Source organism: Pullulanibacillus sp. KACC 23026 (genome assembly GCF_029094525.1).
In the GTDB taxonomy this organism is placed as follows: domain Bacteria; phylum Bacillota; class Bacilli; order Bacillales; family Sporolactobacillaceae; genus KACC-23026.
Genome location: NZ_CP119107.1, coordinates 825,657 through 846,531, shown reverse-complemented (window position 1 = coordinate 846,531; position 20,875 = coordinate 825,657). Strand labels below are relative to the sequence as shown.

16 protein-coding genes and 1 riboswitch are annotated in these 20,875 nt (G+C 40.8%); of the genes, 8 read left to right on the top strand and 8 right to left on the bottom strand.

From position 1 onward, the window contains the following. Nucleotides 1-33: 33 nt before the first annotated feature. Nucleotides 34-1,281, bottom strand: coding sequence for an allantoate deiminase (gene allC, locus PU629_RS03705; RefSeq protein WP_275282932.1), 1,248 nt, complete (start codon nucleotides 1,279-1,281; stop codon nucleotides 34-36). 187 nt (nucleotides 1,282-1,468) lie between these two features. On the opposite strand from allC, the gene PU629_RS03700 reads away from it, so the two are divergent. The 4 genes from PU629_RS03700 to uraH all read left to right on the top strand — a co-directional run bounded on the left by PU629_RS03700 (nucleotide 1,469) and on the right by uraH (nucleotide 6,621). Beyond that, a complete protein-coding gene (locus tag PU629_RS03700) occupies nucleotides 1,469-3,079 on the top strand; it encodes a PucR family transcriptional regulator (protein WP_275282931.1) in 1,611 nt (536 codons plus the stop codon). A gap of 178 nt (nucleotides 3,080-3,257) precedes the next feature. After that, nucleotides 3,258-4,580 (top strand): nucleobase:cation symporter-2 family protein, encoded by a 1,323-nt coding sequence (locus PU629_RS03695; RefSeq protein WP_275282930.1) that lies wholly within the window; start codon nucleotides 3,258-3,260, stop codon nucleotides 4,578-4,580. A gap of 84 nt (nucleotides 4,581-4,664) precedes the next feature. Next, nucleotides 4,665-6,098 carry an FAD/NAD(P)-binding protein gene (locus PU629_RS03690; protein WP_275282929.1) on the top strand — a complete coding sequence of 478 codons (1,434 nt, stop codon included), beginning with the start codon at nucleotides 4,665-4,667 and terminating at the stop codon, nucleotides 6,096-6,098. 163 nt (nucleotides 6,099-6,261) lie between these two features. Next, a complete protein-coding gene (uraH, locus tag PU629_RS03685) occupies nucleotides 6,262-6,621 on the top strand; it encodes a hydroxyisourate hydrolase (RefSeq protein ID WP_275282928.1) in 360 nt (119 codons plus the stop codon). Nucleotides 6,622-7,601: 980 nt separating this feature from the next. Here the strand turns inward: uraH and PU629_RS03680 are convergent. The 3 genes from PU629_RS03680 to PU629_RS03670 are packed head-to-tail and all read right to left on the bottom strand — an operon-like array spanning nucleotide 7,602 to nucleotide 11,033. Then, nucleotides 7,602-8,651 (bottom strand): Ger(x)C family spore germination protein, encoded by a 1,050-nt coding sequence (locus PU629_RS03680; RefSeq protein WP_275282927.1) that lies wholly within the window; start codon nucleotides 8,649-8,651, stop codon nucleotides 7,602-7,604. Beyond that, nucleotides 8,638-9,720, bottom strand: a complete 1,083-nt coding sequence (locus tag PU629_RS03675) for a GerAB/ArcD/ProY family transporter (RefSeq protein ID WP_275282926.1) — start codon at nucleotides 9,718-9,720, stop codon at nucleotides 8,638-8,640. Before PU629_RS03675 ends, PU629_RS03680 begins: the two co-directional genes overlap by 14 nt. Beyond that, nucleotides 9,717-11,033, bottom strand: a complete 1,317-nt coding sequence (locus PU629_RS03670; RefSeq protein ID WP_275282925.1) for a spore germination protein — start codon at nucleotides 11,031-11,033, stop codon at nucleotides 9,717-9,719. The genes PU629_RS03675 and PU629_RS03670 overlap by 4 nt, the downstream gene beginning before the upstream one ends. A gap of 266 nt (nucleotides 11,034-11,299) precedes the next feature. Here PU629_RS03670 and PU629_RS03665 point away from each other — a divergent pair, with 266 nt between their 5' ends. Then, nucleotides 11,300-11,752 carry a hypothetical protein gene (locus PU629_RS03665; RefSeq protein ID WP_275282924.1) on the top strand — a complete coding sequence of 151 codons (453 nt, stop codon included), beginning with the start codon at nucleotides 11,300-11,302 and terminating at the stop codon, nucleotides 11,750-11,752. A gap of 69 nt (nucleotides 11,753-11,821) precedes the next feature. Here PU629_RS03665 and PU629_RS03660 read toward each other — a convergent pair whose 3' ends face one another. The 4 genes from PU629_RS03660 to PU629_RS03645 form a co-directional block, all read right to left on the bottom strand. Next, nucleotides 11,822-11,977 (bottom strand): hypothetical protein, encoded by a 156-nt coding sequence (locus PU629_RS03660; RefSeq protein ID WP_275282923.1) that lies wholly within the window; start codon nucleotides 11,975-11,977, stop codon nucleotides 11,822-11,824. A 16-nt stretch (nucleotides 11,978-11,993) separates the two neighbouring features. Then, a riboswitch (cyclic di-GMP riboswitch) is annotated at nucleotides 11,994-12,079 on the bottom strand. A gap of 243 nt (nucleotides 12,080-12,322) precedes the next feature. Beyond that, on the bottom strand, nucleotides 12,323-13,267 hold the full coding sequence (locus PU629_RS03655) for an LCP family glycopolymer transferase (RefSeq protein WP_343076303.1): 945 nt from the start codon (nucleotides 13,265-13,267) through the stop codon (nucleotides 12,323-12,325). A 1,074-nt stretch (nucleotides 13,268-14,341) separates the two neighbouring features. Next, nucleotides 14,342-14,743: a VanZ family protein gene (locus tag PU629_RS03650; RefSeq protein ID WP_275282922.1), complete on the bottom strand. Its 402-nt coding sequence runs from the start codon at nucleotides 14,741-14,743 to the stop codon at nucleotides 14,342-14,344. Between the two features lie 370 nt (nucleotides 14,744-15,113). Further along, nucleotides 15,114-15,275, bottom strand: coding sequence for an aspartyl-phosphate phosphatase Spo0E family protein (locus PU629_RS03645; RefSeq protein WP_275282921.1), 162 nt, complete (start codon nucleotides 15,273-15,275; stop codon nucleotides 15,114-15,116). A 366-nt stretch (nucleotides 15,276-15,641) separates the two neighbouring features. Between PU629_RS03645 and PU629_RS03640 the strand changes: the two genes are divergently transcribed. The 3 genes from PU629_RS03640 (at nucleotide 15,642) to PU629_RS03630 (ending at nucleotide 20,814) form a co-directional block, all read left to right on the top strand. Further along, nucleotides 15,642-16,460 (top strand): helix-turn-helix domain-containing protein, encoded by an 819-nt coding sequence (locus tag PU629_RS03640; protein ID WP_275282920.1) that lies wholly within the window; start codon nucleotides 15,642-15,644, stop codon nucleotides 16,458-16,460. 226 nt (nucleotides 16,461-16,686) lie between these two features. Beyond that, nucleotides 16,687-17,241 carry an MEDS domain-containing protein gene (locus PU629_RS03635; RefSeq protein ID WP_275282919.1) on the top strand — a complete coding sequence of 185 codons (555 nt, stop codon included), beginning with the start codon at nucleotides 16,687-16,689 and terminating at the stop codon, nucleotides 17,239-17,241. A 972-nt stretch (nucleotides 17,242-18,213) separates the two neighbouring features. Next, nucleotides 18,214-20,814 carry an EAL domain-containing protein gene (locus PU629_RS03630; RefSeq protein WP_275282918.1) on the top strand — a complete coding sequence of 867 codons (2,601 nt, stop codon included), beginning with the start codon at nucleotides 18,214-18,216 and terminating at the stop codon, nucleotides 20,812-20,814. The last annotated feature ends 61 nt before the right edge of the window (nucleotides 20,815-20,875 follow it).

Sequence of the window (20,875 nt, the reverse complement as noted above, 5' to 3'; positions counted from 1 at the left end):
CTATCAGTATATCCCACTTGCCTCGCACTCCTTTTAATAGGCTAATTGATATAAAACAGCCGTTAGCATATCAATCCCTATCTCTAAATCTTCTAAACACGTCCATTCTTTCGGTGAATGGCTGATCCCTTGATGACTTGGAACAAATAAGAGAGTTGTCGGACAAACCGAACCGAAAACTTGAGCATCATGCCCCGCCCCACTAATCATCTCCTGATAGCGAATCGATTTCTTATTGGCTATTTCACCAATGACCTTCCCCATCTCTTGGTCCATCGCGACAGGTTTCACATCCAGCCATTTCGAAACGGTTATTTCCATATGAAGACTTTCAGCTAAACGTTGAAACTCTGTAAAAATCGCCGAGCAATAATGACCGATCACCGCTTCTTCGTGATGACGGATATCCAGCGTAAACTCTACCTCACCTGCCACCACGTTGGGGACATTAGGCTGAACGTTTAACTTCCCAACTGTTGCAACAAGCTTGCGGTCTACTTCCTTAGCCTTTTCGGTTAAAAATGAAATCAAATAAGCCGCCGTACTCACCGCGTCCTTCCGCAAGGGCATAGGTGTTGTTCCCGCATGATTACTCTCTCCGATTATGGTGATCGTATATCGGCGTTGCCCCACTATATGTGTGACAATCCCTAGCTGATTTTGTTCTTTTTCTAAAACAATCCCCTGTTCAATATGAATTTCAACAAAGCGCGCGATATCCCTTCTGCTAGCTGGAGTATAATTATCGGGGTCAAAGCCCGCTTGTTTCATCGCTTCTACTAATGAAACCCCGTTTGAATCCTGAATGCCCTGTGCAGCCGAGAGATGATACGCACCCGTGATGTTACGGGACCCCCAAAAAGTTAAGGGAAAACGGCTGCCCTCTTCTTCACATAGTGAGACCACCTCAATGGTTTTCTTCGGCAAACCATAAGTTTGATAGAGCCTCATCACGGCAAGAAAACTAGCCATAATCCCATAAGCCCCATCATATTTCCCGCCATCTATCACCGTATCAATATGGGAGCCGGTCAAAATGGTCTCTCCCATCGCCTCACTGCCAGGCAAACGGCCAAATAAATTTCCGACAGAATCAAAATAAGTGTCTAATACGGTTTGATCCATCATTTCTTTAACCGCCAGCTGGGCTTCCTTCCAAGCTGGCGAATATAAAAGCCGTGTGACGCCTCCGTGATCTGTTCGACCAAATGATGCCAGCCATTCAATCAGGTCACCTGTCCGCCCATTTTGTAAAAGCTGTTTCATTTCTTGAATGGCCATGTCTTCACCTCACTGCATGATAGATCTTCTAACACTTTAAACTTAGTTTACCTCTCTCCCAAGCAAATCTCATTGGCATATTTTTAAAAATTTTCATTTTATTTTGTGCAACTTAACTAATTTGTGGTAAACTTTTTTTAACCTATCACTTAGAATGTTACATTTCTTAACAAGGAGCCGATCCGTCATGAAGATAACAGAGCTTTTGACCATTCCCGAGCTGCAGGGGATGCAGCTGATTGCAGGAGAATCCGGAATCGAGCGTGAAGTGGCATCGGTCAATATGATGGACGCACCTGATATTGTTCATTATTTAAAAGAGAAGGAATTTCTTGTGACAACCGCTTATCACCTCAAAGACCAGCCTTCTCGACTTCTTCAGCTCGTAAAAATGATGAACGACCAAGGCTGCGCCGGATTAGGCATTAAGACAAAGCGATTTATCGAAGAGATTCCTGAAGACGTGATTCAATTAGCCAACGATTTAAATTTTCCCCTTATCGAATTACCCTTACATCTCTCACTCGGCCAAATCGTGAATCACACCTTCCATACTATTCTCGATAAAAGAGCGAAAGAATTAACGCTTGCCCTTGAGACGCATAAGCAATTCACCCACATCATCATGCAAGGAAAAGGGATCCCGGCATTACTTCACTCGTTATCTCAATTGATCAACCGACCCGTCCAATTAGTCAATCAATATTTTAAACTCATTTTCCAATCAAGTAATGTTGCACCTCTTCTGCTTGAACCCGTCGCACTGCCTTCACCCCCAATTCTCCCCGAATCCTTTTCGATTCTGGTAGACCAACAAACCTATACATTGTTTCGGGTCCAAATCAGCGAAAGAAAGACGGGTTTTCTAGTATTAGCAGGAGAAATCGACCAAACCGATCGAGTGAGCCTGTTGACCATTGAACAGGCGGTCAATGTCATTTCCTTTTCTCTCATCAAGGAGAATGCGCTCAAACAACAGGAGAGGAATGTTCGGAACGTTTTTTTAATGAACTTTTTAGAAGGAGGCATTACTTCCAATGACGAGATCTTAGGGCGTGCAGCCGAATTCGCTTTAAAAAAGGACCAAACCTACATATGTGCACTAGGAAAAATGGATAGTGATGACCTGCACCAAAGTTATTTGGAAAGTCATGAAAAGACAGAGGATCTGTTTGATTTCCTGGACAACGAAATGACGTCAATCACCGAGCCCAACATCCATTTTTTCAAAAAGGGGGAAACTTGCCTTCTTTTATTTGAGATTGGAGAAGGACAAAGCCGCCCAACTGACTTTGTCAAATCGAGGCTCAAACACATTCAGTTAACGGTCTCCAAATACTTCAGCGAATCCCTTTCTTTTGGTGTGAGTAATTCATGTCAGAATTTCTTACAAGTTAAGCAAGCTTATCAGGAGGCGAAGGACGCCCTTGCCCACGGGACTCTATCTAAGCAAAAAGGCGCGATTCACACGTATCACACGAAAGATATCACGGCATTATTACGGCAAATCCCACAAGATGATTTGAAAAATTACTACATGTTGGCCTTAAATGGGCTGATGCAGACATCTAAAGAAGAAGCCCGCACTCTGCTTGAGACATTATCGGTCTATTTAGAAACCCATTGCCAAATCTCCGAAACAGCCAAAAGACTCTTTGTGCATCGAAACACGGTGGTCTATCGGATTGAAAAATGCGAAGAAATCTTGGGGAGAAGTCTAAAGGACGCGGAAACGACGCTCCAGATTCGCCTTGCTTTAAGAATCCAAAAGCTTCTGGAAGATGCCCAGCCAAACTAGCTCGTGTTAAAAACAATCATATATAATCAGCTTCAGCCCCTTTTGTTTAATGTGAATAATGTTGAAAGGAATTTTTAGTGAAGTTACACAATGACAATTATCTCATTTTTCATTATTGTGTAACTAATAAGAACAAACAATGTTAGATTTTATGACATTAACAAAAGGGAGATCGGATATGAACGAAAAAATTAGCCCATCCAAAATTTTTTCCTTAGGTTTACAGCATGTTCTTGCTATGTATGCCGGTGCCATTTTAGTTCCGCTTATTGTTGGAGCAGCCTTGAAGTTCTCCGCTCAGCAGCAGGCTCTTCTCATTGCGGTTGATTTACTGACCTGCGGCTTAGCGACACTTTTACAATCGATCAATACTAGGTTTGTTGGAATTGGGCTGCCGGTTGTTCTTGGCACCTCATTCGTCGCCGTCTCACCGATGATTACGATCGGCACTCACTTTGGCATTTCGGCCATCTATGGTTCTATCCTTGCAGCCGGTATCTTTATTATTCTTTTTTCTAATCTATATGGAAAATTATTAAAGGTGTTCCCGCCTGTGGTAACGGGCACGGTGGTCATGATCATCGGCTTATCGCTTATTCCAACAGGCATTGAGAATATGGGAGGCGGTGAAGGGAATGCTCATTTCGGTTCTCCTGCCAATCTCGTCCTCTCTTTTGGTGTCCTTCTCATCATTTTAATCATGAATCGCTTCTTCAAAGGCTTTCTCCGGGCTATTTCTGTCTTGATTGGGATTATTGCCGGCACGATCGCAGCGGGCTTTATGGGGCAATTAGATACACAAGCGGTCCTGAGTGCCTCATGGTTCCGCGTCCCCACTCCTTTCTATTTCGGAGTCCCAACCTTTAATCTCGTTCCCATCCTGACCATGCTCATCGTTGGGTCCGTCATTATGGTGGAATCGACAGGAGCCTTTCTTGCACTCAGTAAAATAACAGGAAAAACACTTTCCAATAAAGACATCATCCGCGGGTATCGGACAGAAGGATTAGCCTTTGCACTCGGCGCGATTTTTAATGCCTTCCCTTACAGCACCTTCTCGCAGAATGTGGGGCTGGTTCAACTATCTGGGATTAAGAAGCGCAGTGTCACCATTGCGGCAGGATTGATTTTGATCGCCTTAGGTCTAGTTCCTAAAATAGCCGCGCTAGCCACCATGATCCCGACCGCCGTTCTTGGAGGGGCAACCGTCATCATGTTTGGAATGGTCGTGTCTTCTGGGATTAAAATGCTGCACGATGTTGATTTTTCAAATAACAATAATCTCTTAGTCATTGCCTGTTCGGTCTCTATTGGGCTCGGTGCGACCGTCGTTCCGAATCTGTTCGCCGCTTTACCTGGAGCGCTGCAAATTTTATGCAGTGATGGCATTATCGCCGGCAGTCTGACCGCCATTTTTTTAAATTTGATTCTGAATAAGCCCATTAAAGCACCCATAGACGCTGTCGATTTGAAGTCAAACTTAAGCAAAGAAATTTCTTGATTTTTCCTCAGCTAATCGAAAAGCCGGGGAGGCTCGCGGAAAGCCTATCAAACCGTACAAAATGATTGAAAGAGGTGATGAACCTTGAGCTTAGAAGCTTTAAATGAGCAAGTCAAAAAGGATCTCGCTTGCCTCGCCTTTGGGAAAATGAATAGGGTCCACCCAGTTAAAGATTCTGAGCGTCATGTGTATGATGTGATCATTGTCGGCGGGGGGCAAAGCGGTCTTGGCACTGCCTTTGGTCTCTTGCGCGAAAGAATAGCCAACCTCCTCGTGATTGACGAAAATCCAGAGGGGTTTGAGGGCCCGTGGGAAACGTACGCTAGAATGGTTACTTTAAGAACGCCTAAGCACCTGACATCCATTGACTATGGGATCCCCACTCTTACCTTCCGCTCTTGGTGGGAGGCGCAATATGGGACAACTGCATGGGAGGCAATCGATAAAATCCCTCGCGGCGACTGGATGGCCTACCTACGCTGGTATCGGGAAGTTTTGCAGCTCCCCGTCCGAAATGAGGTCCAACTCAAGTTAATCGAACCGTTTGATAAGGGTCTCTACCGGCTGCATGTTGAAGGAGCCGGTGCCTTCTCTAACACCCTTTTAGCCCGTAAAGTCGTCCTCGCCACTGGGATTCAGGGCGGCGGCGAATGGCATGTCCCTTCTTTTATATCTGAAAAATGTCCGCGTCACCTTTACGCCCACACCTCTGAACCGATCGACTTCCATTCACTTAAAGGAAAAACAGTGGGGATATTAGGAGGAGGGGCTTCCGCTTTTGACAACGCCAACTTTGCTTTATCGTCGGAAGTTAAGGAGGCTCATGTCTTTGTACGCCGAAAAGAGTTGCCCAGAATTAATCCGATTAGAAAAATGGAACCCTCTGGACTTATTGAACGCTATTATTGTTTAGAGGACTCAGAGAAATACGCCGTCATGGCCCATTTTTTCAAGAACAACCAACCACCAACCAATGATACTTTTGGGAGGGCGGCAAGCTGGCCAGGTTTTCACCTCCATTTGGCAGCCCCTTGGTTAAAGGTGGAGGCTACCGCTGAGGGAGTTGTTGTCACCACCCCTCAAGGAAAATTTACCTTTGACTTTATCATTGTCAGCACCGGTCTTGTTACGGATCCCGCCTTGCGTCCAGAGTTGAAGCTGGTTGAACCGCATATTCTTCGCTGGGGGGATGTCTATGAAGCACCAGCGGATTTGGCAAATCCCCAAATTGATGCCCATCCTTACCTGACTCCTGGCTTTGCCTTGCAAGCCCGGGATGAGAAAAGCAAGCACGCACTGCATGGCCTTTTTACATTTAATTATTCCGCTTTAATCAGTTGTGGCATTGTGGCCTCCGCCTTATCGGGCATGCGATTTGGCCTCCCAAGACTTGTAACAGCCGTTGCCGACCAGCTTTTCTTAGATGATAAGGCAGCGATCCTTGAGTCCTATTTTAATTTCCGTGACCTGGAGTTTAACGAAAACTTAGCTTCAGCTAAAAAGAACCCCGTTACCTGAGCAGCGTCTTGGTTGGCATTTGGTTAGCCGGGTGCCTGGGTGTATATTACAGATTCAGAAGTTTTTTGGGGGATTAAGATTGCGGATTGGATCCTATTTTTTGAATTTCCTAGATTTAACAAACTGAGTTTTAGCACTAGTAACCATAGAAAGGTTGTCTAACATGACCGGTCTGACGACACATATTTTGGATTTAACACACGGAAAACCCGCAGCCCATGTAACGGTTGAACTCTATTTTTTAGAGACACCGAATGGCGGCCGACGCTTCATTCGAAAAGCGTTTACCAATTCGGATGGACGAATCGATGCCCCCTTACTCGCGAGCGATGAAATGGAAATCGGAACCTATGAATTAGTTTTTAACATAGGCGATTATTTTCGGGAGACAGCGATCCCCTTAACCGCTCCCCCCTTCCTGGACCAGGTCCCCATTCGCTTTGGGATATCGGATCTAAAGGCGCACTACCATATTCCTTTATTGGTTTCTCCCTACGGCTATCAAACATACCGCGGGAGTTAAGAGAAAAGGCTGTCGCTTAGGCAGAACGAACGAGCCTCTCATGGCGTGTTTTTACGGCGCCGCCACTAGGAAATGAGTTGTAGCGTCAGCCCTAGCCATCCAAAGTGTGGAGTTATTTCCAGGGCAGCGAAAGAAAGAAAATAGGATTTTTTACAGAAAAAGTCATTCTATTCATTGCTGGATAGAATGACTTTTTTTATTTGCAAGGCTCTTTTCTAAAAGATTGTTGCTATTTGATAAAAAATAGGTGGAAATAGGCGAGACTCCTGCGGGAATAGCAAGACAGGTAAGACCCTGCAGGCGTATTTTGCCGCGGAGGCTCACGGATTGCCCGCGGAAAGCGAGCTTATTGGAGCCTAAAAACAACAAAGTTTACGAAAACAGCCATTTGCAAAGAATCGCCTCCGTTAGGTACTCGGCCGCGTAGCAAGGCAGCCAGTCGACGCTCAGGGCTTAGCATACGCAGCTTTCATGCCACAGGCGGCTTTTAAAACAATTGAACAATTGGCCCGGTTCCTCCCCCTGGCCGCCTGATCGGCACAGAGCAGCCCCCTCGTAACGATCAACTCTTTACGCAGAAATGAATTCCTTAGTCCCTACCTAAATAACGGTTCACCGTCGAATTTATTTAATAGTCGAATTTAACAAACAAAGAGGGTGATCACAAATGAATTTCAACATGTTGTTAGAAAACATTTTGGGCCCTAGAGAATTCTTATATGCCATTGAATGTCCAGTGTGTGGTCATGACGAGGTTTACTATTTCAATCCTATTACGAACGAGCAACTTGGCAGAGCCTGTGAGAATTGCCATTTTATTCAAAAATTTAATTTTTAATTGATTTAAGGAAAGCAACAAACAGCCTTAGTCATCCACGATAGCCCCGTGAAGGTCACCGTGGGAGCTGTTTGCTGTGAATGAAACATGAGATCCGTCCCCGTGTTCCATGCGGGTGAAACGCGAGATCCGTCCCCGTGTTTCATTCGCTGCTGACTTGGGCGTGAAAGTTGACTTTTAGGTTGGGGTAGTAGGTTGTTCTCCAGTTTTTTAGATCGGCATACGGAATTTGGCCGCGATAATATTGACCAAATCCGAAGAGATCTGTTTCGTTCTTTTTGGATTGGTTAAATACGTGGTAGAATCGCTTTTCTATAAGTTTTTCAAGCTTATGTTTAATCTGGTCATTGGTGATTCCAGAGTGTACTTCTAAAATGTCTATTTTTAGCTTTAGGTCTGTGGTCACTGTAGGTGTATTTCCTTCGATCAATGCTTGATTGCGTATGGTGCTTCTTTTTACCATCACACTAGCAAAATCCACATTTTCAATCTTGCCATCTGCATTATGGTTTTTGAACAAATTAATTAATTGGTTTTCATCTAGATTAACGGTTTGTGTTAATCTACCTTTTTTTAAAGCGGCTGCGCCTTTATAAATTAGGACGGTGTCTTTTCCAGAATCAACGACAGGAATGGTAAGGTCATCCGTATAGGAATATAGACTGCGATAGGCTTCCCATATACGCGTGTTTGAAATTCCTGGAGCCCAGCCAACCCCTTTGTTAAAATAATCGAATAAAGAAGTGGCGTCGACACCCAACTTATTGTTAATATTGGACAGCAATTTGACAGTTGATTCATTCGTAAAAGCCAGTTGTGCATTTAAAGGGATTTCCTTTGAGGTCATCAAAAACTTGATAAGCTGCTTTAATTCCTTTGGGTTACTGGCCAAATTCCTTTGAATAACAACTAATCGCACTTGCGAGTAATCGACCGCATTTTCAGAGTTAGTCTGTATTTCTCCAAGTGCCCTTGAAACAGTCTGAGCTTTACTGGTTACGATTCTCGACATTAACCCACTTGATTTGGTTATAGGAATCTGTACGGTTACCTCATAATCATGATTGTCTCCTTTAGCAATCCCTATTACTAGGGGAAGGACCCTCTTATCTATATCTTTATTATCCCAGCATCCGCTGAGAACGATTAACAAGAGCATCGAGAAAATCACCGTTTTATTAACTTTCTTCATAATGCACCCTGCCCCTATTCAAGACATAGCCATAGATTAGAATGGAGATCGGAATGATCATCATAAAATAGACGAGAACACCAGAACACCAGAGAAAAAAGGTTTCTGTCCAAGAGCGACTCGGAACGATTAAGGCAAGAATAAAGGCGATCACAGAAGAAGCCGTAATCCAATAAGAGGCTTTGGCTCTTTTCCATTTCAACACCTTTTGCATGATCCTTCCAATTATCCAAAGTAAAACGCTATTTTTAATGATCGTAAATCCGATCAATGATAAGCCTAAGAATATCGTTTGCTGATTAAACATGACCCATTTGATATCCACTGAGTTCATGGCCTCCATCATAGGGAAAGACAAGGTGACAACTGACTCTTCTCCAAATATCAGAAGAGGAATATACGTGAAGGAGAGAAAGATGATCATCACAAATACCCATTCTAGAAAAATAAAACCAAAGGTTAATTTGGTTTTATAGGTCATGAATCCTAGCGGTAAGAAAGCGGAATAGCCCATGAGATGGAAGAAATTTTTATTTAATAAAAAGTCCAAGGATGGGTGCCAAAGCGGCCTAACATTATGCCAATCAAAATTCATAAAAGATGAACAAATGATAAAGAGCAGCAATGGTAGGATCATAAAGAAAATAAAAGTGGAAGAACGCAAAATAGTACTTAAACCATTCATAGCGGTATAAGTTGTGATAAAGAATAGAAGGACTAATACCGACCAGTAAGGGGTACGCTTTAAAAAAAACAAATTAATAGCTTCAGTATGTATCCGTATATCCAATCCGATAAGCGCTGTTAGAGAGAGAGCGAACGGTATCAGAAGAATAAACGCCACTAATTTCCCCATTTTCGAATAAATATCAATGACATCTTGCTGGGGGAAATAGCTTAATCCCTTAATGTAGATCCCTATTAAAGTGATTTGAAGCAGCCCTTGGCAAACAACGACCTCCCAGTGACCAGCCTCCGTTAGCCCATATATGAGTTTGGGATACATCAAATGGTTTAAACTTAAATACATGATGATGAAAACAAATCCTATTTGCCATTTCCGACTCATTTTGCATCCTCTTTTCTATTCATGCGAAACGCTGTGTACGGAATACCGTTAGATGTTAAACTCGCCAAATAGACAATGATGAAGAGAAACCCTGCAAAAACACCCAAAATGCCATAAATAGCGGCTATGATTAAAATTGGATATCTCAATAGTCGGATATATAAGGAATTGGGTATCCCTGAAACGACAGAACCTGAAATAACAATGGCAGTTGTCACAATAACTAATAACGTGCTAACTAATTTTGCCTCTACCATAGCTTGTCCTAGTATGATTCCTCCAACCATTGTAATAGTTGGACCGACACTTTTTGGAAGCCTCACAATGGCTTCCAGGATTAAATCTACCAAACCCACCATGATGATCGTCTCAAGTAAAGCAGGAAACGGAATTCCCTGCCTGCTTTCCGAGACAAATAAGGCAAGATCGATTTTTAGGACTTCAGGATTTATGGAGATGATGGCAACATAGAGTGCTGGAAGCAGGACATTCACGATGACCCCAAACACTCTTAACGCTCGAAGCCCATAAGCCACTAGTGATGGGAAATCGCGATCAATGGAAGGACTAAACATATCCCATAATAGATGAGGAAAAACGAGTGCATAGGGATAATTATCTAAAAAAAGGACAATTCGGTTAGTTCTTAATGAATGAGTGGCCTGATTAGGGAGTTCTGTTTGAAAAAAATGACTGACAAGATTGAACCGGCGACGGCCAAAAACTCTATTAAAGTCATCAACCGTTTCAATATCTGCATCAATTTGTTTAATTTGCTGGTCTACCTTTTTTATTAAATCTTCAGGAACACTTCCTTTGACATAAAGCATGGACACTTTTCGGCTTCCAAGATCCCCGACTTCATAGGAACAATGACACAAGCGTTCACTAGTCAGTCTTTTTCGAATCAGCCCTATATTAATATCGATGTCCTCAACAAAAGCATCTATTGGGCCCTGGAGTGGACTTTCGCTTTGAGGTTCCGTAACACTTCTTGTTAGATTTCGAGAAACAGGATCTACGATGGCATTATGTTTGCCGCCCTCGGATATAATCACCAATTTGCCATCTAATATCGCTTTTTTTAATTGGTTTATATCCGTATCCAGCTTGTCACTAAGGTTAGTAAAAAGTTCTTTAACGGAAGAAGACGCGGCAGCGATTTGTCGAACATATAGGTTAGACTTAGGTAAATCAATAAGGGTGCTGAATCCCATGATATATATAGCCGTCTTATCTTTTACCTCTTTTCCGATGAAAAAATCACCCTGAACAGAAAATAGGTTTTGAATGTCACTCACTAAGTCCCCCATAAAAAGACTCCTTAAAATTGATCTTTAAGATTAGTATGACCAACTTATGAATAAAATTGTATCGGCTTGTTTCCTCAAAAAAATCAGCCTAAACACGAGGCTCGCGGATAGCGAGTCAGTTTTGCTGATTAAAAAACCGCAAAGTTTGTGAAGTCAGCCATAGCAAGATAGCCAACTAGCATTAAAACTGAACCGAACGAATTAAAAGGGATATTTTGTTAATTACTGCAAATGCTATTTGTAAACAAGGTTCGGGGGGATACTTATTGAATATCAAGTCGTTAATCATACTCGTTTCGACTTTTATTCCGTGGATTAGCGCTCCATTTATTAAAAAAGCGGATTGGAAACGGTTTTTGCCAGTTCTTATTTTTATTGAGGCGATCATGTCCATTGAAAGTTTCCTTGCTTATAAACGAAAATGGTGGCAATTCCCTAAAGGTACTATCTTATATTATTTGAAAGACTATCCATACATGGTTGGCTCCTTCTTTATCGGAACCTTATGGATACTAAAATTCACCTATGGGAATTTCAAAAAGTTCATGTTAGTCAATGTCCTAATAGATTCAGGATTTGTCTATGTGTTAATGGGCATTTTAAAGAAATTGGGCATCATGAGACTAGTCAAATTGAAGAAATATCAATTCCTGTCATTCTTTATGCTCAAATCCCTCGCCATTTACGGATTCCAATACCTCGTGGATAAAAAAAGGTGAAACAACGGGTGAAACAAAGGGACGGTTCTCGTGTTTCAATGAACCACGAGAACCGTCCCTCCGTTTTATCTATAGGATGTTCTTTTTTTCAGAATCCGCACGGTGAAAAAAATCACTCGCAATTTCGTTTCCTCTTACATCTGCTCGTTTAGTTGCTTTCATGAGGCTTAAATAAAATAAACTGACAAGAAACCATGTTAATACAATTAGAATAGCGATTAACATTCTCTTTCCCTCCGTATTCGGTAACTGGCTGGCATAGCGATAGACACCTTAGCCCCTTTAGTTTTGCGCCATAGGATTTCTCCTAATTTGCCATTATCGTATGGAACAACATAATACTTATCGGCTATCGATTAAAATAGTTTAGTGCTAAATTAGATTTTTTTGTAGGAATTCAATTCCTAATTGATAGGCGCTAAAACATCTGGACCATTGAACATCCAATCAGCCAGATCAGCAACCTCTCCATAGCCTTATTAAGCACGAGGGTTCCCCCGCTCACCGCGAATCTCATTCGTTTAAAGCGAGCGGGAGTTGGGGGTGGAACAGGAGAACCGTCCCCGTGTTTCAATTTGTCATTTTGGTGATCATGTTGTGGACGTGTTGGAATTCGTTTTTGGTGACGATAACCCAGCTGATTCCTTTGATGTATTGGGGGGTGCCTTTGACTTCATAGGTTTTGATGTGTTGGCTGCAGGACAGGTAGGCTTTGGCCATTTCGGTCATGTTGCTCAGTGTTAGGTTGGTTTGAACGTTGTTGCCGATCGCGTTTAGGATGTTACTGACGTCCTTAATGGCAAATACACTTTTTTCTTTTTCGATAACGGCTTGGATGACTTGGCGCTGGCGCTCGTTACGGCCAAAGTCACCTTGAGGATCTAAATGACGCCTCCGGACATACCCCAAGGCTTTGGGGCCATTCAGCGTCAGCAACCCTTTTTTATAATGATAGCCCTTCTTATAATAGCCTTCATCATACCAATCCAGTTTATTAGTCACTTGAATGCCGCCGACTGCATCGACGAGCTCGGATAAACCCTGCATGTTCATTTCGACATAATAATTAATGGGGATATTTAAATACTTTTCAACCGTCGAAATAGCCAAGTCCTCTCTCCCGTAGGCATAAGCGGCATTGATCTTCGCTTCACCATGCCCTTGGATATCGACCTGTGTATCACGCGGAATGCTCGTCAGCATCATGGAGTTCGTTTGTGGGTTTAAGGAAGCTACCATCAAGGTATCCGATCGGCCAGAATCCCCCGGACGTTGATCCACACCCAAGATTAAAATGTTAATTGGATTTTCTTTTTTTGGCTGAATGGCCTTCTGTGTATGAAGGGTGTCGGTTTTCACTTGCTTGAGCGGCTTATATACCTCTGCCGCTGTCTTGTTCACGGAATGAAACAAGTAGAAAGCATATCCGCCAATCCCAAGAATAAGAACCGCCACAATAGAAACAATCGCAATGAGCCACGGCTTCGCCTTTCGTTTTTGTCTGTGTTTCATCATTTCCCCCTTCCCCCACTCCCCTTAAATAGAACAGTCCAGCGAATCATATAAGTAAAAATCAGGAGGTGCTTTTCATTGGAACTGAACTCAACTTTAAAAGGTTGTTTTTGGGGAGCTATGCTGGCCCTTCCAATTTGGGCACTTATTTTTTTCTTAGTGTCCAAGCTGTTTCACTTATGACCCCTTCAGAAGTGTTGCTTCAATTAAAAGCCTTTTCTCCAACGTCCACCTAAACCTTTTCGAGCAAAGCATTTTTCACCCGATAATTAGACGATTCCAAAAGCCAATTGTTTCATGGGACGCGGGGACGGTTCTCCTGTTTCATTTGATTCCTGGAACGCGGGGACGGTTCTCCTGGAACGCGGGGACGGTTCTCCTGTTTCATTTGTTTGATTCCAACTTCATTTGAAAAGGTGTACATTAGATGTACCCGTTGCTCTTTGATCACTTTTTCTGCGTGCTTCCAAATGAGTGAAACACCGGTATGGATTGATTTTAGTCCTTAAATTATTTTAAATACTATTAAAATAGTCCCTAGCCCATCAGCCATAGGTTGGTTCGTTCTTTTTCAACACGATTCTCCCTACCTCAAAAGCAATGACCCTCTCCAACTTCAGCACGAAGACATCAAGCAGGAGGACCGCAACCTCACGTGTAAGGATCTACTAATCCAACAGTAACAACCCTTCAATTGTCGAAAGAAGCATTCATCCCCTTCTATAAAGAGGTGCCCGCCTTTATTGTCTCTTATTTTTAAGGTTACTTACTAACAAATAAATCAGGGAAACCTCTATCTGTCTCCCCTTCCAAATCCCTTTAAAAGATTACCAAATTAGTTGCTCACTCAATTGAGTAACGGATAAATGACGTAATTTAACAGCACCATTTGAACATCCATTAGGTAAAAAAAGGACCCCACCCTCTTTTGTTTAGATGCGGAGTTAACCTAGCTTTCGCTGGATAGTAGACAGGTATCTTCACAAATGAAACGCGGGATCCGTCCCCGCGTTCCACTGGTGCCTTCACAAATGAAACGCGAGATCCGTCCCCGCGTTCCCGCGTTTCACCTCTCGTTCAATTCTTGGAAATTATAAAATACATAAGAAAGGCGCCAAGGGAGTCGATCATCATGTCATAGAGGCGGCCATCTCGATAAAAGTAAAGTTGCAGGATTTCAGTGAAAATAGCAAAAGCAATGGAGCCGCATAAGGTGAGGGTTTTGTTTTTAATCAGCCAAAAGAGCAAACCATCAAATATAGCAAATCCAAAAAAGTGTGCGAGTTTTGCAATCCAAAAAATGGGACTCGTATAGTTGAAGTCCTGGAAGATGAATACATCAAGGAAACGCGGATTGGGATTGATATCAAAATTAAAGTGCACGGAATATAGTGCGCCATGAATATCATGAGTCCAAATAAAAGAAAGCATCACGCCTATCCAAATGACTAGTAAAATAACACGTGTAATGAGGTTCAAATAAGTCATTCCTTATGATTACAAAATGGAATCTATCTTTAGCTAATTATAACCAATCTTTTCATGGCTTATTTAATTATTTAATAAATTATTTATTCCCCTCTATCAATCTGAATGCGAATGCTTTAGATGAATAGGTTCACAAATGTTAAGCGGCTAGTTTTTTTGTGACGAGCTACTTTTCTTATAACTTCACCTTTATAGTCAAAAATACAAAGAGCATCAAAAAATAGATAAACAAGTATCTCATTACTTTTGGGGGAATTCCATAATAATTCTTGTTGATTACCTTCCTTTAATCCTTTTCATTAAAGATGCCCCTAACGCTCTGTTTCATATTTTTGATTAAAAGGTGATAGTAGTCTTATAATCAGAGTTTGTTTTCTTCCTTTTGTATTTCAAGAATAATAGCATCCATCTTTTTACTGATTGCCAAGGTATCTTCATGATTGAAACCTTTTTCTAATCCTTTCTTAATCATTTCCCTTCTTAATTTACTTAGTTTTAAATAACAATCTTTTAGAGAGTCCATAATTTTGCACCTTTCATCTTGTATAGAAATTGGACTAATTGGTCTAATTTTAGATGCTGCCTGTTTTTGACTATAAAGCCCAAGCTATCTAACATAGTAACGATTACTCTATAAATTTCAACAAATTTAGGTAAAAAAAAGAAGAATGTGGCATCTTGCCACATTTTCAGACTTAGAATTTTGTTAAAATTTAACCCAACTAAGTTGGAAAGCTAAACAACAAGTTTTGGTTAGACTTATAATTATTACCAGAACTATTAAGAGATTTTTTGTGTTTTAATTAACTATATAAACTCGAATTAAGAATGTTGCCAAAACCCTTTTCAACAAGAAACTTTAAGTTCTAGAAAGTGGGAGGAGGCTAAAATGAAAAGAGAATGGTTGAGCCAACTCCGAAAGTCAAGAGGATTAACACAGGAACAGTTAGCCAATTGTGTTTATATTGATCGGAGCTACTATTCACAGATTGAAAATGGAAAGCGTAACCCTAGTCCTTCAGTTGCTCATAGCATAGCAAGGATTTTAAATGTCGATCCATGTAAATTCTTTGAAGGTCAAACTAACCACAAGGATAGTGTTTTTCAAAATGCTTCTTTAGAAAACAGTAGTTTTGATCTAAACGAATTGAATTTTGGAAAATTGTTATATCTATATAATGACTACGAAAAATACTATCGTAACATTTTAATGTTTTTATTCTCGAATTTTAATAAAAAAGGCTATTGCGTAATTATTGATAGCGCTAACAATTGTAACAAGATAAAAATACAACTAAGGAAAAAAATGGCTCACTATGACCTTTTAAGTCATTTTACATTTATTAACAATGAAGAGTTCAACCAAATTTTTTTTGATGAACTAGCTAAAACAATGTCATCTTTAATGACTAGGTTTGAACGATTTAATCCTCCAATATTAATGTGGTCAAATGATAAACGATATAACAACAAGGATTGGTTTAACGAGTTAACGATCTATTTAAAAAAGGAAAATTTAGTCTTAAATTACAAGGAATTATTCTTGGTACGTTCTTACATTGCTCCTGAGTTATCCTCAGATATTTATATTAAGCTAATGAGACAATATCCATATATAATGACTGATTTTGAATTAGTTGTTTCTCCCTTATTCGACCAAACCAAGAAGCGAATACTCCCTTCCTTGTTTATACAAGAGAATTTATAATTTTTCTTAAGGTTTCCCACCTAATACAATAGGGCTCTTTTTTAAAAGATTGTTGCTATTTGATAAAAAATAGGTGGAAATAGGCGAGACTCCTGAGGGAATAGCAAGCCAGGTGAGATCCCGCAGGCGTATTTTGCCGAGGAGGCTCACGGATTGCCCACGGAAAGCGAGCTTATTGGAGCCAAAACAACCTAAAATATAGAACATCATGAGGATACGGTGAAAAATGTTAGAATTAACCAAATATCAAACTGTTTCAAACTCAGCCCATATACTATACGTTTTTAATGATGAGCATAAGTATATTGACAACTTAGTGGCCTATACGAAAGGAGGGATTGATAGAGGCCACCATATTCTATTAATAGAGGACTACTTAACCTACCAAAAGGTTGAAAAAAGGATTAAAAGTCTCTTTCCACTGAAAAAGATGGAGAATCTACATTATATTGATAATCTTATGTTTTACAATTATTATGGAGATTTTAATATAGAAAATATTGTTCATCATTTTAGTGAGGTGCTTACTCCAATTTTAAAGAATAATATTACTGTACGTACATGGGCAAGAGTGATATGGAGAGACGATAACGGTATATTAAAGAAAATTGTGGACTTCGAAAATCGTGCTAACTATAGTGTTAATGAAATGGAACTGATGTCTGTCTGTTCTTATTCTGTAGAAGATGTTTCAGCATCACTTCAAACATCAATGATGAGAAGCCACGAATACCTTATGACTGATGACGAATTTGTTCGATCTTCCTTATATAATAAATAAAACTTGGCAAAGAGTATGTTTGGGTGGGCCAATGTATGAGACTAACCTTCTTTAGCAGCCCACCCTATTTGTTACGATCACCTTTATGAGCTGACCGAAACTTTAATCACAAAACGTTTTTTCTTCTATATAACGGCCTGGATGATTTGAATGACTTGACGCTTGCGCTCACTGCTGTCGAATTCTACTTGAGGATTTAAATGATTGATTCGAACAGATTGCTTGGCTCGATCCATTAAGTATTCTTTAATGTTAACCCTTTTATAAAAGCCCTCTATCCCGCCAATCACGTCGGTTTGACTTAGACTCTATTAACTACATGATCAGCTAAGAAAAGCCCTGCCCTTCAATGTGTCATTTCGCTATTATAATTAATCGATACACTTAAATACTTCTTAACCATCGCAATCTTTGAGTCCTCTTTTTCCTATCCATCATTCGCATTAGTCTTTGCTTCCCATAATCTTGAAGATAACAGATGGAAAATGTTTCAAAAGCGCGGATGTAGTTATATATTTTTCCGAAAAAATAGCCATTATAACACTTATGAGGATTATACCAATATCCACTGAAAGTTATGTGATCACTAAAAAAGGCTTAAGAGTTTTGAACATCACTATGCTAAAAGATTCCCTCCCTATTTGCTATAGAAAACACACTTGAAATCGCGACAGATACCACAAATTCATTTGTTTCATATTCAATTTTACACGCCAATGTGAGACACCTCTCCCCCTCTTATTAAGGTCGATCACTATTAGATCAGAGAGTGAACCGCAAGAACCGTCCCTCCGTTTCAATAAGAAGGTTCTCCTAGAAACATTATTAAAAAGTGGCACTGCTTTCCTATTGTTAATGCTAATGGAATTTTATATAGTCAAATAAAATGTGAGTGTTTCTTTTCGATTTGCGAATGAAACACGAGAACCGTCCCTCTGTTTCTGGGGAGATAAAATGAAGGGATGAAGGCAATTGGAAGCTGCACTTAGATTGGCACTTGAGAGGGAAGAGTTTCTTGTTCACTATCAGCCGAAAATTCATCTGGTTACAGGTGAAATTGAAGGAGTGGAAGCCTTAATCAGATGGAATCATCCAGAGGAAGGCATGATTTCGCCTGAAAAATTTATTCCTTTTGCGGAGCAGACCGGTATGATTCTTCCTATCGGTGAATGGGTATTAAGAACGGCCTGCAAGCAAAGTAAGAATTGGCAAGAGGCTGGACTTCCTCCTATGATAATGGCCGTCAATTTGTCTGCTTCCCAATTTTATCAACCTAATTTAGTAGACATGATCGAACAAGTATTAGAAGAGACAGAGCTTTCTCCGGAGTTCCTAGAATTGGAAATAACGGAAAGCATGGTGATGGATGTCCATAAGGTTTTTCCTATATTGAATGATTTGAAGCGCATTGGTGTCAAAATAAGCATGGATGACTTCGGAACAGGTTACAGTTCCTTGTATTACCTAAAGGAATTCCCTATAGATCGAATCAAGATTGACCAATCATTTGTCCGGTCTTGCACAACAGACAGAAAAGATGCCACTATAGTCAAAGCCATTATTGCGATGGCTCACCAATTAGAAATAGAGGTCATCGCTGAAGGCGTGGAATCAAGAGACCATTTGATTTTCCTTCAACAGAATCTTTGCAACAAAGCTCAAGGGTTCTTTTTTTCCAAAGCTCTGCCTCCTGATGAACTCGTACAAAAATTTGATGGCATTGAAGGCATCACCCCTCACAACGGAATTCCGCAACATATCAATAGGCAAAAATGGTTAGAAGAATCGCTGGAAAAGGCTCAGCAAGAATTAAGAGACACCGTTCGGCAGCAACAAGGCTTAATTCTTAAGTTTATCAAACACGATGGAACATTTATTTATACAGTAAGTGATGGCGAATTGTTATACCGAATGGGACTGACCCCTGAACAATTATTAGGCAAAAGTCTTCATGATTTTCTTCCCAAAGCTTTGGCGGACAGATACTACGACTATTACCAAAGGGCATGGGAAGGTGAAGAACATGTCACTTATGAGGGAGAGCTCAACGGTGTTTGGTATACCGCCTCTTTACGCCCAATTAGGAGAGGTGGACAAGTCGTTGAGGTCATAAGCTCATGTGTCGATATCACTCAAAGAAAGTTTGCCGAAGAAGCTTTGCAAAAGAGCGAGAGACAATATAGGCAATTGGTAGAACTGTCCCCTGAACCAATGGTCGTTCATCAAAATGGGACCATTCAATTTGCAAACCCTGCTTTTATCGAGTTGCTAAAAGCTTCATCTTTAGAAGAATTAGTTGGTAAGTATGTCCGTGATTTTTCTCCGCCTGACTATAGAAACTTGGTAGAAGAACGAATCCGTCGATTGGATCGAGAAGGCATTCTAGTAACACCTACAGAAGAGAAACTCATTTGTTTGGATGGAACACTCATTGATGTAGAAGTAACCGGGATTTCATTTAATTACGAAGGAACACCTTCCTATTTAATGATCACTCACGATTTGACAGCAAGAAAGCAGGCTGAGGAGGCCATTCGCCAAAGTGAAGAAAAATATCGTTTAATTGCAGACAATATGCACGATCTTATTGGGATCATGGACACAGAAGGAATCGTCCAATATGCCTCCCCCTCTCATGAGACCATATTAGGATTCCCCCCTGCTGTTTATGAAGGGTCTAGCGGATTTGAATTTGCCCACCCTGACGACATTCCGCAAATTCAACAACAATATTTGAATATTAGTTCAACCAAAACATCTTGTCCCGTCGAATTTCGATTTAAACATGCCAACGGGGGCTGGGTCTTTGTAGAAGGGGTTGCAACACCTGTATTGGATGAAGAGAATGAAATCAAGCATGTTTTAGTCGTCGCACGGGATATTTCCGAAAGAAAGAAAGCCGAAGAGATGCTTCTGAAATCAGAAAAACTTTCAGTGGTGGGGCAATTGGCCGCTGGGGTTGCCCATGAGATTAGAAATCCTCTTACTGCCATCAAAGGCTTTGTTCAATTATTCAATAAGCAAATGGATCAAGCTCAGCCTTTATATATAGATACGATCCTAAGTGAAATTTCTAACTTAGAGGCTATTGTAGATGGATTTTTGGCCTTCGCCAAACCTCACTCTCCAAAAAAAGAAAAACTGGATATAAAAATCGTCCTGCAACAAGTAATCCGTTTGTTTGAATCACAAGCTCATTTGAATAACATTGAGATCGTACAAGAGCTGGCTCCTGATTTACCCATGATTTGTTGTGATGGCAATCAAATGAAACGCGTGTTTATTAATATTCTACAAAATGCAGTGGAAGCTATGCCTAATGGCGGAAAGATCACCATTCAACTTTCCCGGCAAACTCAAGACTTTATTCAGCTCAAATTTATCGACCAAGGGACGGGTATTCCTGATGAACGGATCAAAAAGATCGGTGAACCTTTTTTTAATACAAAAGAAAAAGGAACAGGGTTAGGTTTAATGATGACTCAGAAAATGGTTCAAGAACAAGGGGGAACCATTGACTTTGAGAGCAAGCTTGACGACGGAACAGTGGCTAAGGTGACTTTATCCATTTGAGCCTCATTAAACTAGGTTTATAAACAGCCTACTTGATTCATTCTAAGACAAACCAGATTTT

Coding starts and splice junctions, on each gene's coding strand:
- allC (WP_275282932.1), bottom strand. CDS start 1,281: ATGGCCATTCAAGAAATGAAACAGCTTTTACAAAATGGGCGGACAGGT.
- PU629_RS03700 (WP_275282931.1), top strand. CDS start 1,469: ATGAAGATAACAGAGCTTTTGACCATTCCCGAGCTGCAGGGGATGCAG.
- PU629_RS03695 (WP_275282930.1), top strand. CDS start 3,258: ATGAACGAAAAAATTAGCCCATCCAAAATTTTTTCCTTAGGTTTACAG.
- uraH (WP_275282928.1), top strand. CDS start 6,262: ATGACCGGTCTGACGACACATATTTTGGATTTAACACACGGAAAACCC.
- PU629_RS03680 (WP_275282927.1), bottom strand. CDS start 8,651: ATGAAGAAAGTTAATAAAACGGTGATTTTCTCGATGCTCTTGTTAATC.
- PU629_RS03675 (WP_275282926.1), bottom strand. CDS start 9,720: ATGAGTCGGAAATGGCAAATAGGATTTGTTTTCATCATCATGTATTTA.
- PU629_RS03670 (WP_275282925.1), bottom strand. CDS start 11,033: ATGGGGGACTTAGTGAGTGACATTCAAAACCTATTTTCTGTTCAGGGT.
- PU629_RS03660 (WP_275282923.1), bottom strand. CDS start 11,977: ATGTTAATCGCTATTCTAATTGTATTAACATGGTTTCTTGTCAGTTTA.
- PU629_RS03655 (WP_343076303.1), bottom strand. CDS start 13,267: ATGATGAAACACAGACAAAAACGAAAGGCGAAGCCGTGGCTCATTGCG.
- PU629_RS03645 (WP_275282921.1), bottom strand. CDS start 15,275: ATGGACTCTCTAAAAGATTGTTATTTAAAACTAAGTAAATTAAGAAGG.
- PU629_RS03640 (WP_275282920.1), top strand. CDS start 15,642: ATGAAAAGAGAATGGTTGAGCCAACTCCGAAAGTCAAGAGGATTAACA.
- PU629_RS03635 (WP_275282919.1), top strand. CDS start 16,687: ATGTTAGAATTAACCAAATATCAAACTGTTTCAAACTCAGCCCATATA.